A 16128-nucleotide genomic window follows, 5' to 3' on the forward strand; every position below is an offset into this window, starting at 1 on the left:
TTAAATGACAACGACCTTCATTATTGTTTATATTTTAATCGCGCTCATACTTCTTGGTTTGATTAATTTCTTCGTTTCTAAAGGTAAGAAAAAAACGAAAAACCAAAAAGTGGAACAACGCTCAACAAAAGGTTCTGAGAGTCAATCATATCAATCTAAATTTAAAGCAAGTGATTTAGAAAAATCTGAGTCACAAACATCATCTCCAAACGATTTTAGTTCTACTTCTAATCACATTGAAGATGATAAAAGAAAACATCATTTCGAATCTATGAATGAATCGGATGATTCAACAAAGAATGAACATGGGACGTTACGTCGTTCTGAAGACACTTCTCATAAATCAGATGAGGATAGCGGAGTTGACGAAGTTCATAAACCAATCAACCCTAACTCAGAAGAGGCTAGAGTTAATGAGAAGATTAAAAATCAACAATCTGATTTTATCTTCGGTAAAGGTATCACAAGAGGTAAGATTTTAGCGGCAATGTTATTTGGTATGTTTATCGCTATTTTAAACCAAACGTTATTAAATGTTGCCTTACCTAAAATTAATACTGAATTTAATATTTCTGCATCAACTGGTCAGTGGTTAATGACAGGATTTATGTTAGTTAACGGTATTTTAATACCAATAAGTGCCTTCCTATTTAATAAATATTCTTATAGAAAGTTATTTATAATAGGTTTAGTACTCTTTACAATCGGTTCATTAATCTGTGCGATTTCAATGAACTTCCCAGTGATGATGTCTGGACGTATTTTACAAGCTATCGGTGCTGGTATCTTAATGCCATTAGGTTCTAATGTTATTGTTACGATTTTCCCTCCAGAAAAACGTGGTGTAGCAATGGGAACAATGGGTATTGCTATGATTTTAGCACCAGCAATCGGACCAACATTATCTGGTTATATCGTTCAAAATTATGACTGGAATTTAATGTTCTATGGTATGTTCTTTATCGGACTTGTTGCAATTGCAGTTGGTTTCTTCTGGTTTAGACTTTATCAAAGAACAACGAATCCTAAAGCCGATGTACCTGGTATTATTTACAGTACAATTGGGTTCGGCGCATTATTATATGGTTTCTCTGAAGCCGGTAATAAAAGTTGGGGTTCAACTGAAATTGTTTCAATGTTTATCATTGGTATTATTTTCATTGCCTTATTCGTTATTAGAGAATTAAGAATGAAAGCACCAATGTTAAATTTAGAAGTTTTAAAATACCCAACATATACACTAACAACAGTGATTAACATGATTGTTATGATGAGTTTATATGGTGGTATGATTCTTTTACCAATCTATTTACAAAATCTACGTGGTTTCTCAGCGTTGGATTCAGGTCTATTAATGCTTCCGGGTGCATTAGTAATGGGTGCCTTAGGTCCTATTGCAGGTAAATTACTTGATACAATAGGTATTAAACCATTAGCTATATTTGGTATTGGTGTCATGACATATGCAACTTGGGAATTAACTAAGCTAAATATGGATACACCATACTTATCAATCATGGGTATTTATGTCTTACGTTCATTTGGTATGGCATTTATCATGATGCCTATCATGACTGCAGGTATGAACGCATTACCAGCACGTTTAATTTCTCATGGTAACGCATTTGTGAATACGATGAGACAATTAGCAGGTTCAATTGGTACTGCCATTCTTGTTACTGTAATGACTACACAAACAACAAATCATGTTGCAGCATTTGGCGAAGAGTTGGATAAAACAAATCCAATGGTTCAAGACCATATGCGTGAATTAGCACAACAATTTGGTGGCGAACAAGGTGCCATGAAAGTGTTATTACAATATGTAAACAAATTAGCTTCTGTAGAAGGCATTAACGATGCATTTATCATTGCAACTATTATAAGTTTAGTAGCGCTTATTTTAAGTTTCTTCTTACAAAGTAAGAAAAAAGCAGATGTATCAGCAGCAAAATCAAGAGCAGAAGACTAAGACAAATTGAATGAGACATGACTTAATGAATAAAAGTAATAAATAGAAGATGATAAAAATTGTGTTGTGGGGGCATGATTTTTATGGGATCGGTATCGACTTCGATATCGATCCCATTTTTTAGTGGCCCTTACAAACGAAGTTTGTTAGGGCCACTTATGCCTTAGGAAAACTAAGGCGAACCGAAAAGGGAAACGAAGTTTGTTGTAGTGAATTTTCAAACCACCTAAAAAAGGGCCAATGAGGTTATCCTATTATAGATGACTCCATTGGCTCTTTTTAATTATTTAATACGAATTCTTCGGTTTCTAAAGAATAGACTAATGATTAATAAACCAATACTACAAGCTAATAAAATTAATGCATTATGAATGGCATCAGCTTCAGTCACAACTTGATCCGGTGATACAGATAAATAGTATTGTTTGAATGAATCTGCTATTTTTTCAGCTAAAGTATGAATAATATAACTAAAATACATTGTAATGACTAACATAATAGCCAAGAATAACATGTTAATAACTTTTAAAGCACTTCGATTAAAGATAATCGTTAATATAGATATAATCATGCTAATGATACATAAAGCGAAAAAGGCATAAAACACTAGTAATAAGCGATCAATTGATTGTTGTAGTTGATCTATATTACCTAGATTGATATTAATATTACCAACTTGTGTTACAGTATCTTGGAAATTTTTAAGTTGGTGGAAATCGATAGTTTGTTTAGCAAATACAATATTAAAGATAGGTTGATTGTACATGCTATAACCTGTAATTGCAGTTAAAACTAGTACGATGATTTGAATGATCATACTAACCCAAGAACGTTTTTTCTTGCCATATTGCTTACCACGATGCATTTGTTCATTTTGAAATGCATCATCAAATTTTTCTAATCTTCTTTGTTGATTAGTCATAACGTTGCCTCCTTGAAAATAGTCATATCTTTATTTATCATTTCCAGTCTTATTTTGTTATAATAATGAATAATCAAAGACAATAAAAATTAGACAATTTATAAAATGAAATTCATGACTAAATTAAAATATACTTTAAATTATATCCCTTTTTAAGTTACGAATGTAGGTTTTTAATCAAATTGTTTTTTAATTTTAAAAATTGCAAAGAGGTAGGTTTAGTTATTTATGAAGAATCGATTTATGAACCGAGTGGTAAACAAGTATATTCTACACAATCGTTCAATATTTTTCGACAATGATGAAGCAGTGGATAAGTTTTTTGAAAAAAGACAAGTTGAAAATGAGAAAAAACATAAGCAACCCTCTACATTAAATGTTAAAGCGAATTTAGATAAACTTATGTTAGGGGACATGCAAGTATTTCGATTTAACTTTAGACATGAGTCAAAAAGAAAAATATTGTATTTACATGGTGGCTATAATACATTACAACCCTCACCATTTCATTGGAGATTTATTGATAAATTAACACTTTCAACAATACATGAAGTTGTATTACCTATTTATCCTAAAGCGCCAGATTATCATATTGAAGATACGGAAAAAGCAGTAAGAGATGTATATCATCAACTTGTGGATGAAGTAGGAGCTGAACATATAATTGTGATGGGTGATGGATCTGGTGGTGCATTGGCATTGAATTTAGTTCAATCGCTCATTGAAAATAATGAACAAGTACCACGCCAATTATATTTAATCTCGCCATTATTAGATGCTACATTATCTAATAAAGACATCACAGATGAACTCTTAGGGAAAGATATCCTAATTAGTCGTTTCGGGGTCAATGAGATTATGAAACGTTGGGCGGACAATGTATCACTCACCGATAAACGTGTGTCTCCAATATATGGTCCTATAGAAGGCTTACCACCAGTTTATATGATCGGTGGAGGAAGAGAAATTATCAATCCAGATATGCATTTATTTAAAGAAAAACTAGAAATGATGGGACAAGAAATTACGTTCTATGAATATCCAAGAATGGTTCATGATTTTCCACTGTATCCAATACGAGAATCACATAAAGTGATTAAACAAATTACCAAAGCACTTAAAAATAATTAAAATGACAAAAACGATGAGCAACAAATGGCGTTGTTCATCGTTTTTGTTTATTCCATAATAGAATTGATATGTTTAATAATGAAATTTTGTCCTTTTGAAAAGTAAAGATCAGCTATAGTTTCTTCAAAGTGACTCGGAATATCAGTCAAATTACTAAATGAAAAGACTTTTTCAATATTGTCATTTCTTATACGACTAGCTAATTGATTATAGTGTTCAAGGAATTGTTCATCAATATCATATGTTTCAAGTAGTTGATTCATTTCATCTATGGCTTGCTTTTGTCCTTGTATATAACTCATGCGTGTCGCACGTTTGAATAACTTAGAAGCAGGACCATTGATAGTTAGCGCTTTTTGTTCATTTAAATCACTTAATCCTACTTTGACATCATCATATAAATCTAGTAATTCGTTTTGAATGGTATAGCGGATAGATTCACTCATGATTGATCCCCCTTATGAGGAATACCAATACGATGTCCTAATTGCTTAGGCCATTCGATTGTTTGTTGTTCTTGTTGAGCATAGCGCTCGATTTGTTGATAATAATCTTCAGGAAATGCAGCAGAGCGACGTTTATTTTGGTCGATTCCCATCATCATGACTTCATTGGTTGCAGCAATTTCACCATCTTGACGAACCATTCTTAAAAAGAAATGAACGCGTTTATAATCGTAATCATAAACATATAACTCAACATGATATTGTTCATTTAAAGTTAGTTCTGATAAAAAACTAGTATGTTCTTCAATTGTGAATGTTGTGTATTCATATTGTGCACGTTCATCTAAAGAAAGACCGTGACTATAATTAAAATCATCAATGACATCACTAAAAATGATATTATAATATGCATCATGCATATGATTATTGTGATCGATAAAATCTTCTGTCACTGTTTTACTTACAGTAAATGTTTGAGACATGACTATTACTCCTTTATTGTTTGCTTGATACTTATTTTACTAAATTAAATTAAGACATACACGTAATTCAATTCATGATAAAATAAAAAAGAATTGCTTATCAGGGGGTAAAGAGATGACGATGACCATTCGATACCAAACCGCTTCCCAACCATTAACAGAGGTGAGTCGCATAGAAGATGTTCCGAGTGAAGCGACCATTGTTTGGTATGACTTTGAAGATGCAACAGAGAAAGAAAATGAATTTTTAAGAAATCATTTTGACTTTAACTATTTAGAAATCGATGATGCGATTAATGGCATTCCTCGAGCGAAATATAAAGCTTATGATGACTATCAATATATTGTGTTTCACAGTATATTAACACATGATTATGCAGCTATTGCGTTAAATGTATTCTTGCAAGGTAATACATTGGTAACATATCATCATAAACGTTTTGAATCACTTAAAAAAGTAGTTCAAGATAATCAAAGACATCATGTTTCCGATTTGGACTGTGCGGATATAGTGATACATATATTAGACAGCATGGTAGATAAATATTTTAATTTTGTTTATGACATTGAAGATAAGGTATATACATTTGAGGACAGACATGTAGATGATCGCTATAGTAAAAGCGTGATGGATAATGTATTCCAACTACGTTCTGATCTAATTAAGATAAAGCGAGTATTATTTCCAATGCAAGAATTGGTTGATACCATTAAAAGTGAAGGTAAGTTAATTATCGATACAAAGCATTCTATGTACATACAACATATTGATGACCATTTAATTAAACAACGTAATGTGATTCGTACATCCCAAGAAATGACAAATGAAATACGTGAAAATTACGAATCCTATACTTCATTTAGAATGAATAATATTATGCAAATTTTAACATTAGTATCTGTAATATTTTCACCATTAACTTTTATTGCAGGTATCTACGGCATGAACTTTGCGTATATGCCAGAATTAAATTGGCATTATGGCTACTTTATTTGCCTATTTGTCATGCTAATCATCTCAATTATTTTAATTATCTTCTTCAAAAGAAAAAAATGGTTTTAAACCTTGTAATTATAAAATGAATCATTTGGAAAAGGCGGTATAGTAATGAGTGACTTTCAGAGAGAGCAAAGAAAAAATGAACATGTTGAAATAGCGATGGCGCAACATGATACTACATTATCTGATTTTGATAAAGTGAGGTTTGTTCATCATTCGATTCCAAATATTGATGTGGATGATGTAGATTTAACGACAAAGACATCCGATTTTAATTTGAAATACCCAGTTTATATTAATGCCATGACTGGTGGTAGTGAATGGACAAAACAAATTAATGAAAAATTAGCGATTGTTGCACGTGAAACGGGTCTTGCAATGGCTGTGGGCTCCACACATGCTGCATTACGAAATCCTAAAATGGCAGAATCATTTACGATTGTTCGAGAAACGAATCCAGACGGTGTTATCTTTAGTAATGTGGGTGCTGACGTACCCGTAGACAAAGCAGTTAAAGCTGTTGAACTATTAGATGCACAGGCGCTACAGATTCATGTTAATTCACCTCAAGAATTAGTTATGCCTGAAGGTAATCGAGAGTTTGCTAATTGGATGGAAAATATCGAAGCAATTGTTAATGCAGTAGATGTACCTGTGATTGTGAAAGAAGTAGGATTTGGTATGAGCAAAGAGACATATAAATCACTACTTAATGTAGGCGTTACTTATGTCGATGTCAGCGGACGTGGTGGTACGAATTTCGTAGATATTGAAAATGAGAGACGTTCAAATAAAGATATGGACTATTTATCTAATTGGGGACAATCAACAGTTGAATCACTATTAGAAAGTTCTGATTTTCAAGATAAACTAAATGTCTTTGCAAGTGGAGGTTTACGTACCCCATTAGATGCTGTGAAATGTTTAGCGCTAGGTGCGAAAGCAGTAGGTATGTCACGTCCGTTCTTAAATCAAGTTGAGCAGGCCGGTATAACACAAACGATTGAATACGTTGAATCATTTTTAGATCATATGAAGAAAATAATGACAATGCTAGATGCTAAAGATATCAATGAATTAACCCATAAAGATATGATATTTAATACTGAATTGTTATCTTGGATTGAGCAACGTGGTTTAGATATCCAAAGAGGTTAACTGAATCAAATTAAATAAGCCCGTACGTAAGACATGAGCATGTATTACGTACGGGTATTTTATTATTGGAAAAATTGTATGAAGCCCATAACAATGATGACACCTATTAAGTCGATTAAGAAAGCTCCGACTATAGGAACAACTAAATAGGCTTTTGGCGAATTGCCATATTTTTTAGTAATCACATCTAAATTTGCCATCGCATTAGGTGTAGCACCTAAACCATGACCTATAAATCCACCAACCATTACTGCCGCATCATAATCTTTTCCTAAACCTCTAAATAGAACGAAAATAGAGAACAAGATCATAAATACAACTTGTACAAGAACGATAATGATTAATGGTAAAGCTAATGAGTATATTTCAGTTAGCTGAATACTCATTAAAGCTAATGATAAGAAGATACCTAACGAAATATCTCCGATTTGTTCGTTAATTTTTAGATCCACAATGTTGAAACCAGCAGCTTCAGAAATATTACGAACGAATACTGCGACAAACATTGAACCTACATACATCGGAATATTCACGTTTGTTAAATTAGTAAATGTATTACCAATATATGTACCGAGTGCCATACAGAAAACTAAGATTGTGAACTGTATAAAGAAAATTTGAGTAGGTTTATATTTTTCATGAAGTGATTGATTATATTCAACTTCACCATAATTTTTAAATGAATCGTCACTATGTTCAGGTTTTAGGTTATAACGTTTAATTAAGAACTTAACGACTGGTCCACCAATTAAACCACCAAATACTAAGCCTAATGTTGCAGCTGCAAGGGCGGCTGTGACAGCGGAATCAATCCCCATATCTTGAATGGTTTTACCATAAGCGGCCGCATTACCATGACCACCTTCCATTGACATTGACCCTGCAGTTAAACCTAGTAAAGGTTTAATATTTAATAACTTCGCTAATGAAATACCAATCACATTTTGACAGAATGCCATAATGCCACAGAACATAAAGTACAATAGCATGACCTTTCCGCCAACTTTAAATAGTTTAAGAGATGCACCGAGTCCGATCGTTGTGAAGAATGCCAACATAAAGAAATCTTGTATAAATGAGGCATCTAATTTAATTTTCACAATATTAAATGAATCTAAGACAGCTACTAAAATAGCAAAAATTAAACCACCAATTACTGGTGCTGGAATACAAATTCTTCTTAAAATCGAGACATGATTAATGATCGTTTGACCAATAAGATATAAAATACATGCTAAACACAGTGTGGTAATAGCATCTAATTCAATCATTTTAACTCCCCCTTAGAAGTTATCCCAAAACCTATGTTTATGTGCTATTCAATTAAAATATGTAAGCGTTATAAAAAGCCACAATATCCATTATACATATATGTGTACAATAAATCTAGTTTTGAAATTAATATCAATTATATTTATACCTATTAATCATTAATCTAAAATAGTTTTTATCTATATTAATTTAAAAATGTGAAAGAAGAGAATATGATGATTTGAAACTATCTATTATTTAGTACCTTGCAATGTACAGTAGTAAGTGCTATATTATAGATAATTACTACTGTGTAATGTTCAGTACTGATTATTACACTTTGGAGGTCTAGCTATGAACACACAGTTTAAAAAGGGTGCATTAGAACTGATAGTCTTACTTATCATCAAACGAGAAGATCAGTACGGTTATTCTTTAGTACAAAATATTTCTCGCTATATGACGATTGCAGAAGGTACTGTCTATCCTTTGTTACGAAGATTGGTAAAGAACGGAGAACTATCGACGTATTATCAACCATCAACCGAAGGACCAGCGAGAAAATATTATCGGCTTACTGATCAAGGGCAAGAAAGATTAGCATTATTGAAAGAAGAATGGCAAATGTTTTCAAATGCAGTTAATACCTTTGTAGAGGAGAGTGAACGCAATGAATAAAGAAACTTATCTAAAACAACTCATAAGTCATTTAAGACATATGGATAAAGATGAGGAAAAGGATATCTATAATGAATACGAAACACATTTTATAAGTGGTAAAAATGAAGGTAAATCAGAAGAAGAGATTTCCAAACATTTAGGAAACCCAAAGATGATTGCTAAAGAATTAAATGCTTCATTGGCTATTGATAAAGTTGATGAGAAAAAGAATGCAAAAAATATTTTGAGTGCTATTTTAGCGGTCATGGGTTTAGGATTACTTAATTTCTTTATTGTATTAGTACCGGCATTCTTTATTTTTATGTTTTTGCTTACTTTAGTTGTATTTACAATCACACTCTTAAGTGCACCAGTATTTTTAATTATTAAATATATTACCGAAGGTGTAAATTCTATTATTTTATATGATGTTTATATGAGTGGTCTCATGTTTGGTGTTGGTTTAATGCTGTTAGCTATTAGCATTTTCTTATGTCATTGGATTCTTAAATTAACGATTATGTATTTAAAATGGAATATCTCAATTGTGAAAGGAAGTGTTCATTCATGAAAAAGCTAGTTTTAACGTTATTTATATTTGGACTAATTTTAAGTATTGGTTTTGGTATAGGCGTTTTTTCAGAATGGAAAACATTAGCTTCAAAGCAAGACAATGCCACTAAGTTAAATAAAGTTTATAAAGCACAAATTAATAGTATAGATCTAGATGTTGATAACAGTGATGTTGAAATCAAACGTGGTAGTACGTTCTCAACTAAAGAAAAAGGCAACTCAGATAAGAAAATAAATAGTGATGTAAAAAATGGTGAATGGCATATTAGTGATCAAGACCATCAATCAAATATTAATTTTAGAATTGGTTACATGACAAAGCACAAATTAGTAATCACAGTTCCAAAAGCGATTGATCAATTAACTGTAAAAGGTGACTCTGGTGATGTCACTATCGATAATATAATAAGTAAGAAATCAGATGTTACGGTAGATTCATCAGATATTTTCTTAAAAGATAGTAAACTAGGAAAACTAAAAGTAAACAATGATTCTGGAGATATATCAACAAGTCATATCGAATTCACCAACGGCAAAATAGAAAATGATTCAGGCGATATAGAATTGAGTAAGTGTGTTCCAGATCAATCCTTATATGTATCAAATGATAGTGGAGATATTACTTTGAATTATCAACAGCATCCTAAAAATACTACATTTATTGCACATAATGATTCTGGAGATTCTAACATAGATAACAAAGAATTTAAGCGTCATCGAATTGGAGAAGGGGACAATAACGTCGAGTTGTTTAATGACTCTGGGGATATCAACGTGCAATAAAGATATATTTTAAGAGAGGTCAAGACAAAAAGCTCATTTTGGGACGCCGTTAATCGGTTTCCAAGAGCACAAAACTTTTTGTCTCAACCTCTCTATCGTTTTATTTCCAAGTATCGTCAGGATTTTGAAAATCTGATTTCTTCATACGAGAGACATAAGGGTTCCCTTTAACTGTGTAACGAAGTGGTTTGTTAGTCCATTCACCTTTATTCGGTATGCCTATACGTCCACTTTCAATAATTGATTTAGGGTATTTACGATGTTTAATATCGATGGAAAGTCGGCATTGATTTAAAGTAGCACCATCAATTGAACGTGGAATATTAAAGGCTTTTGTCCATTTTCCAGGGCCATTAGTCACTTCAAAGCCACTTTTGCCACGATTGATTTTCATAGCTTCAATACCATCTTCAGGTTCGATTGCGCGTATAAGCACACCTTCAGGAACACCAACATCTCTTGTAACAAAGTTAATTAATAGATGCGTATGCATGACGTGTGCATAAATCGTACCACCAGTTTGATATAAAGAAGTTACTTTAGGCGTGCGCTTTCCACCATATCCGTGAGCAGCACGATCTTTAATACCTAGGTAAGCTTCTGTTTCCACAATATAGCCACTATATGTTTGGTGTTCATCTTGGTAAATAACGCGAACGCCGAGTAATGCTTTAGCTATGTCCGTTGTGCTACGTTGTTTAAAATCCATAAATTTGGCACCTCTATAAAAATATTTGTTATAAGAATTTATTCTAAAATTTCTTAAAATATTTTTTGATTTATATTTTTAAAAGTCTTGTTGTTTGATACAATGACAATAGAAACAATATTATTACTTAATTAATGTATCAGAGTTATTAAGAGTAATAAAATAAATTGAATTGATGATCTGAAGGGAGCCACTAATATGAGAGAAAAAGTTGGTTTTAAAGCATCATTTAAATTATTTTGGTCAAATTATTTTAATTTTAAAGGGAGATCTAGACGTAGCGAGTATTGGTTTATGCAATTATGGCATTTAATCTTTATGTGCCCTGCCATTATACTTATGATTATTGGTTACCCAAGTTTATTCTTAGGTGCATTTAATGAAAGTAGTGGCGCATTAGGTATTGGAATTATTTGTATATTTATAGGGACTATTTATATCCTTATTTATTCATTGGCTACTATAATACCTAATTTGGCCATTTTAGCACGTCGATTCCATGATACTTCTCGTTCAATGTTGATTCCAATCATTGCGTTTGTCATTGGGGTATTATTGAATGTATTTAATATTGTTATTAACGCTAGTGGTCTAATAGATAATGTAGGCGTATTAATCACATATTATATTATCGCTTTAATCTGTCTAGTATTAGGTGTTTATAATATTGTGGTGAGTTGCTTAGATAGTAAAAATGAAGGCAACCAATATGGGCCAAGTCCTAAATATGAAGTGAATGAACCGGTTAACGAACCGAATTAAAATCCAGTTGACAAAGCGAAGTTATATCGCAATACAACAAATGAAATTTAAACTTCAAAGGCTAGTGTCGATAATGACGCTAGCTTTTATTTCAAAGTAAGTGTCGTATATATTTGACTCATAAAAAAACTTAAATCATAAAAGAATAGCTATACTTGCGTTGAATCAATATGATCAACGACAAGTATAGCTATTTATATTTAATAACAATTATTCTGTTTCGTGGATATATGATAATTCTGGATGTTCACGACCTAATAAATCATGTAGTTTTTGATATTTATCAAATAATTTTTCATAATGTTTTACTTTTTCTGGATCTGGTTGTTTTTCATAATAAACAGGCTGTTTCATGTGTTGCACGGTTTCTCTTAATGTATCATATGCACCACCCACATTTGCGCCCAACATAGCAGCGCCTAATGCTGTTGCGTTTGAAGATTCTAAGACGACAACTTTTTTATTTAATACGTTAGCATAGATGTCGACGAGTAATTGACTTTTCTTAGGAATACCGCCAGAAGCATAAACAGTATGAACTGGAATATCATTATCTTCGAATTGTTTCATAATCATTTTAGTACCGAAAGCAGTAGATTCTAAGTAAGCACGATGAACCATTTCAAAAGGTGTTTGCAATGTTAAGCCAAAGACACTACCTGTTAAATGGCTATCACTTAAAATACTTCTATTACCATTGTGCCAGTCTAAGACAACTACGTGTTGGTCTTCAACAGGAATTTGTGATGCAAGTGTTTCTAAATATTCTAAGACGCTCTTATCTTGTTTGGCTGCTTCTTCAACGATATGTTGTGGGGCCATTCGTTCAGAGTAACTAAATAAATCACCTACAGCTGCTTGACCCGCTTCGTAAGCATATAACCCTGGAATAATAGCGTCTTTAACTGAACCTGTAATAGAAGGGATAGGTTCTTGTTTCGGGTCTAACATTAAGTGGCATGTGCTTGTTCCTATAACCGGTGTGAATTCACCTTTTTCAATTGCACCTGCACCTAAAACGCCAGAGTGGGCATCAATCATGTAAGGGGAAATCTGTACATTGGAAGATAGTCCCCATAAGTTTTGATAGTATTCTGATAATGACCCGGCGCTATCACCAATTTGAATGACAGGTGCTTCGCATTTATCTTTGACGATTTGTGGTAATTCTGGATCTACGGTTTCAAAGAAATCATAATTAAAGCCATTTACTTCATCATAGAATCCTTTGAATCCTATACCACAGTTAGAGCGGATATTTTGATTGACGAGTAAGCTTGTCATATAATCTCCAGCTTCCATTATATAATGGGCGCGTTCTAATAATTCGGGTGCTTTATGTTTTACTTCGAGGATTTTAGGAATCATCCACTCACTGTTTACACTATGGCCATAATAATCTAACCAATTTTGATTAGCTTTCTCATTGGCTTCAACCATTTGAGTTGCTTCGTCTTGAGCGCCATGATGTTTCCATAATTTAACATAGGCATGAGGATGATGAGATAGGTCTTCATTCATATGTAATGGTCTGAATTCTCATCTAAAAAGACCACTGTACAACTAGTAAAGTCAACACCAATACCTACGACCTCATCCTTATTAATTTGGCTTTCTTCTAAAACGTGTTTAACACCATTTTCTAGTACGTGATGATAATCACCAGCATGTTGTAAGAAGTAATTATGGGGTAAAGTTTCTCCTCCTAATTCTTCAGCGATGGTACCATGTTGATAAGTCTCTTCATAACTTGAAACAATTTTTCCATCAGATGTATTTACCAAAATGACACGTCCTGATGCTGTGCCGTAATCGATACCAATACTATAACTCATTCTATATATCCCCTTTAAATTTGATGTCGTGTTTAATCATCTTTAAGAAGTTAACTTTAATTTAATCTTCTATGATAAAATTAATGATAGTGCTTACATAAATAATTGTAAAGTTTGACATATTGCAAAATCTAAATTCATTAATAGAACTAATAATGTTATATTAAATAATAATAAAAATATTATTTGGGGAGGTAAACATGTCATTACATATTGATCATGTGACGAAGAAATTCAATCAATTTACGGCAGTCAATGATATTTCTATCCATCTTGAAAAAGGGAAAATGCTTGGCTTTTTAGGACGTAATGGTGCAGGTAAGACAACCACCTTTAGGATGATATTAGGATTAAGCGAACCTACTGAAGGACACATTACATATGATGGTCATGCGATTGATCAGTCAATGTATAATCGAATTGGCTACTTACCAGAAGAACGTGGTTTACATCCTAAAATGACTGTGGAAGATGAACTGACTTATCTTGCAACACTTAAAGGGATGTCTAAATCAGATATTAAGAAAAATATTGATTATTGGCTCAAACGATTTGCTATAACAGAAAATCGTCATAAACGTATTGATGCCTTATCCAAAGGTAATCAACAAAAAATTCAATTATTAGCAAGTATGTTGCATCAACCAGAATTACTGATATTAGATGAACCTTTTAGTGGTTTAGACCCTGTTAATGTTGAATTACTCAAATCAGCTGTAAAAGATTTAAATGATCAAGGTTCAACAATTATTTATAGTTCTCATCGTATGGAACATGTTGAAGAGTTATGTGACGATGTATGTATCTTGAACCATGGTGAACTTGTGGTATCAGGTGACATACATGACGTGAAAGCCTCACATGGTTATAAGCAAGTTATCATTGAAACTGATAAATCAATGCCTGACATAGCTGATATTGAAGGTGTGATAGGTTTTGAAACAAATAAACGTCATATCAAAGTGACGATACAAGATGAATCCGTTGCAGAAAAAATATATCATCATGTCATCTCACATGGCTATGTACGTCGCTTCCAAGTACTAGAACCTTCCCTTAAAGACATCTTTATTGATAAGGTGGGTGATTTACATGAATAAATTTTGGGCTACATTTGGACTCACATATAAAAGTAAAGTGAAATCTAAATCTTTTATCATCTTCATGGCGATTGTCATTATTTTAATGATAGCATTATCCAATGCTGACAAAATCATGGATATGTTTAAAGGTGACGGTGATCAAATCGGTATCGTAACGAATAGTGAGCCAATATACAAAGCCATTAAACAACAAGGAAATGTGATTGATGAAGATGCTTCATTTAAAAAGGTAAGTAAACAAGAAGCGAAGAAACAAGTGAAAAATGAAAAGTTAAAAGAAGCCTATATCATTAAGGTGAAAGATAAACAACAGTTATCAGCAACTATCTTGAGTAAAGAAAGTGTCTCACAAGAAAAAGAGCAAAAAATAAATGGGGTACTGACATCGATTCAATCTAAACTAGTCGCATCGCAACTACATTTAAGTAACAATGATTTGAAAAAATTACAGTCCCAAAGTAAGGTTGACAGTCAAGTCCTCTCAGATAAGAAAGATCAGCAACTGGATGAAGGTCAAAAACTACTTAATTTAGTTCTAGTATATGCGATTCTAATGTTGATGTTCTTTATTGTTTTCAATTACGCAACACAAGTTGCAATGGAAATTGCCACAGAAAAAACATCAAGAGTCATTGAAATGATTATTACGAGTGTATCTCCAATCACTCATATTATGGCTAAGATTGCAGGGATTATCGCTGTCGCTTTAACACAAATTGTAATGATTGTTGTAGTTGCTATCATTTGTATCTTTGCCTTTGATTTAAAACGAATGTTAAAAGACTTTCATGTATCCATGAGTCATATCACTTGGCAAGTTTTAATCGTAGGATTGTTATGTATGATTATCGGAATATTAACATACGTGTTGCTAGCGGCAATATTAGGTTCTTTAGCAACAAGAATTGAAGATATTAACCAAACATTAATGCCATTAACTTTATTTGCAATGATTGCTTTTTATATTGCGATATTCAGTATGTTTAAACCTGACATTTTATTAATAAAAATAACTAGCTTTATACCTTTTTTAGCACCTTTTGAATTGTTAGTACGTGCCCAATCGACTGAGTTACAAGTTTGGGAAATCATCGTTAGTATATTAATATCAGTTGTAGTGATGTTTATTTTATTATGGATCGCCGTTAAAACATATAAAGATTCTGTATTAACTTTTGAAAAAGGACTATTTAATACCATTAAAAAGGTAATGAAAAAATAATTAAAAAAGAGGAAGCGCGTTAAATTAAACTTGTAAGAGTTTACAAAACGTTCTTCCTCTTTAATTTGTATTTTACTATGGCATATTAGTAGAAAAAGTGTAACAATATGTATGTATTA

15 protein-coding genes and 1 pseudogene are annotated in these 16128 nt (G+C 32.4%); 10 read left to right on the plus strand and 6 right to left on the minus strand.

Annotation, left to right across the window (positions count from 1 at the left end; all coding sequences use genetic code 11):
* Positions 1-4: 4 nt before the first annotated feature.
* Positions 5-1972, plus strand: coding sequence for a DHA2 family efflux MFS transporter permease subunit (locus tag EL082_RS02550; RefSeq protein WP_103286169.1), 1968 nt, complete (start codon positions 5-7; stop codon positions 1970-1972).
* A gap of 283 nt (positions 1973-2255) precedes the next feature.
* Here EL082_RS02550 and EL082_RS02555 read toward each other — a convergent pair whose 3' ends face one another.
* Positions 2256-2894, minus strand: coding sequence for a hypothetical protein (locus EL082_RS02555; protein WP_002466292.1), 639 nt, complete (start codon positions 2892-2894; stop codon positions 2256-2258).
* Positions 2895-3122: 228 nt separating this feature from the next.
* Between EL082_RS02555 and EL082_RS02560 the strand changes: the two genes are divergently transcribed.
* Positions 3123-4025 carry an alpha/beta hydrolase fold domain-containing protein gene (locus EL082_RS02560; protein WP_015364753.1) on the plus strand — a complete coding sequence of 301 codons (903 nt, stop codon included), beginning with the start codon at positions 3123-3125 and terminating at the stop codon, positions 4023-4025.
* 47 nt (positions 4026-4072) lie between these two features.
* On the opposite strand, the gene EL082_RS02565 is transcribed toward EL082_RS02560, so the two are convergent.
* Positions 4073-4471, minus strand: a complete 399-nt coding sequence (locus EL082_RS02565) for a hypothetical protein (protein WP_002466287.1) — start codon at positions 4469-4471, stop codon at positions 4073-4075.
* Positions 4468-4953 carry a thioesterase family protein gene (locus tag EL082_RS02570; RefSeq protein WP_002466304.1) on the minus strand — a complete coding sequence of 162 codons (486 nt, stop codon included), beginning with the start codon at positions 4951-4953 and terminating at the stop codon, positions 4468-4470. Before EL082_RS02570 ends, EL082_RS02565 begins: the two co-directional genes overlap by 4 nt.
* A gap of 115 nt (positions 4954-5068) precedes the next feature.
* Here EL082_RS02570 and corA point away from each other — a divergent pair, with 115 nt between their 5' ends.
* On the plus strand, positions 5069-6016 hold the full coding sequence (gene corA, locus EL082_RS02575; RefSeq protein ID WP_002466294.1) for a magnesium/cobalt transporter CorA: 948 nt from the start codon (positions 5069-5071) through the stop codon (positions 6014-6016).
* A gap of 45 nt (positions 6017-6061) precedes the next feature.
* Entirely contained in the window at positions 6062-7111 is a 1050-nt protein-coding gene (gene fni, locus EL082_RS02580) for a type 2 isopentenyl-diphosphate Delta-isomerase (RefSeq protein ID WP_103286168.1), read from the plus strand.
* A 62-nt stretch (positions 7112-7173) separates the two neighbouring features.
* Here the strand turns inward: fni and gltS are convergent, their stop codons facing one another.
* On the minus strand, positions 7174-8382 hold the full coding sequence (gene gltS, locus EL082_RS02585; RefSeq protein WP_002466302.1) for a sodium/glutamate symporter: 1209 nt from the start codon (positions 8380-8382) through the stop codon (positions 7174-7176).
* 334 nt (positions 8383-8716) lie between these two features.
* Here gltS and EL082_RS02590 point away from each other — a divergent pair, with 334 nt between their 5' ends.
* From EL082_RS02590 to EL082_RS02600, 3 genes are read left to right on the plus strand one after another with little or no spacing between them, the layout of a single operon-like run.
* Positions 8717-9040: a PadR family transcriptional regulator gene (locus EL082_RS02590; protein WP_002466286.1), complete on the plus strand. Its 324-nt coding sequence runs from the start codon at positions 8717-8719 to the stop codon at positions 9038-9040.
* Positions 9033-9593, plus strand: coding sequence for an HAAS signaling domain-containing protein (locus EL082_RS02595; protein ID WP_002466289.1), 561 nt, complete (start codon positions 9033-9035; stop codon positions 9591-9593). The genes EL082_RS02590 and EL082_RS02595 overlap by 8 nt, the downstream gene beginning before the upstream one ends.
* Positions 9590-10378 (plus strand): DUF4097 family beta strand repeat-containing protein, encoded by a 789-nt coding sequence (locus EL082_RS02600; protein WP_103286167.1) that lies wholly within the window; start codon positions 9590-9592, stop codon positions 10376-10378. The genes EL082_RS02595 and EL082_RS02600 overlap by 4 nt, the downstream gene beginning before the upstream one ends.
* 100 nt (positions 10379-10478) lie before the next feature.
* On the opposite strand, the gene EL082_RS02605 is transcribed toward EL082_RS02600, so the two are convergent.
* Positions 10479-11087, minus strand: a complete 609-nt coding sequence (locus tag EL082_RS02605) for a DNA-3-methyladenine glycosylase (RefSeq protein WP_002466290.1) — start codon at positions 11085-11087, stop codon at positions 10479-10481.
* Between the two features lie 198 nt (positions 11088-11285).
* Between EL082_RS02605 and EL082_RS02610 the strand changes: the two genes are divergently transcribed.
* Complete coding sequence (locus EL082_RS02610) at positions 11286-11849, plus strand: DUF805 domain-containing protein (RefSeq protein WP_103286166.1); 564 nt, start codon at positions 11286-11288, stop codon at positions 11847-11849.
* A 210-nt stretch (positions 11850-12059) separates the two neighbouring features.
* Here EL082_RS02610 and EL082_RS02615 read toward each other — a convergent pair.
* A pseudogene (locus EL082_RS02615) lies at positions 12060-13684 on the minus strand (ribulokinase).
* 200 nt (positions 13685-13884) lie between these two features.
* Here EL082_RS02615 and EL082_RS02620 point away from each other — a divergent pair.
* Both EL082_RS02620 and EL082_RS02625 read left to right on the plus strand, forming a co-directional pair.
* Complete coding sequence (locus EL082_RS02620) at positions 13885-14784, plus strand: ABC transporter ATP-binding protein (RefSeq protein WP_015364756.1); 900 nt, start codon at positions 13885-13887, stop codon at positions 14782-14784.
* Positions 14777-16009 (plus strand): ABC transporter permease, encoded by a 1233-nt coding sequence (locus tag EL082_RS02625; RefSeq protein ID WP_002466550.1) that lies wholly within the window; start codon positions 14777-14779, stop codon positions 16007-16009. Before EL082_RS02620 ends, EL082_RS02625 begins: the two co-directional genes overlap by 8 nt.
* Positions 16010-16128: the final 119 nt, after the last annotated feature.

The sequence above is a fragment of the Staphylococcus warneri genome, from assembly GCF_900636385.1.
GTDB classification, from domain to species: Bacteria; Bacillota; Bacilli; order Staphylococcales; family Staphylococcaceae; genus Staphylococcus; species Staphylococcus warneri.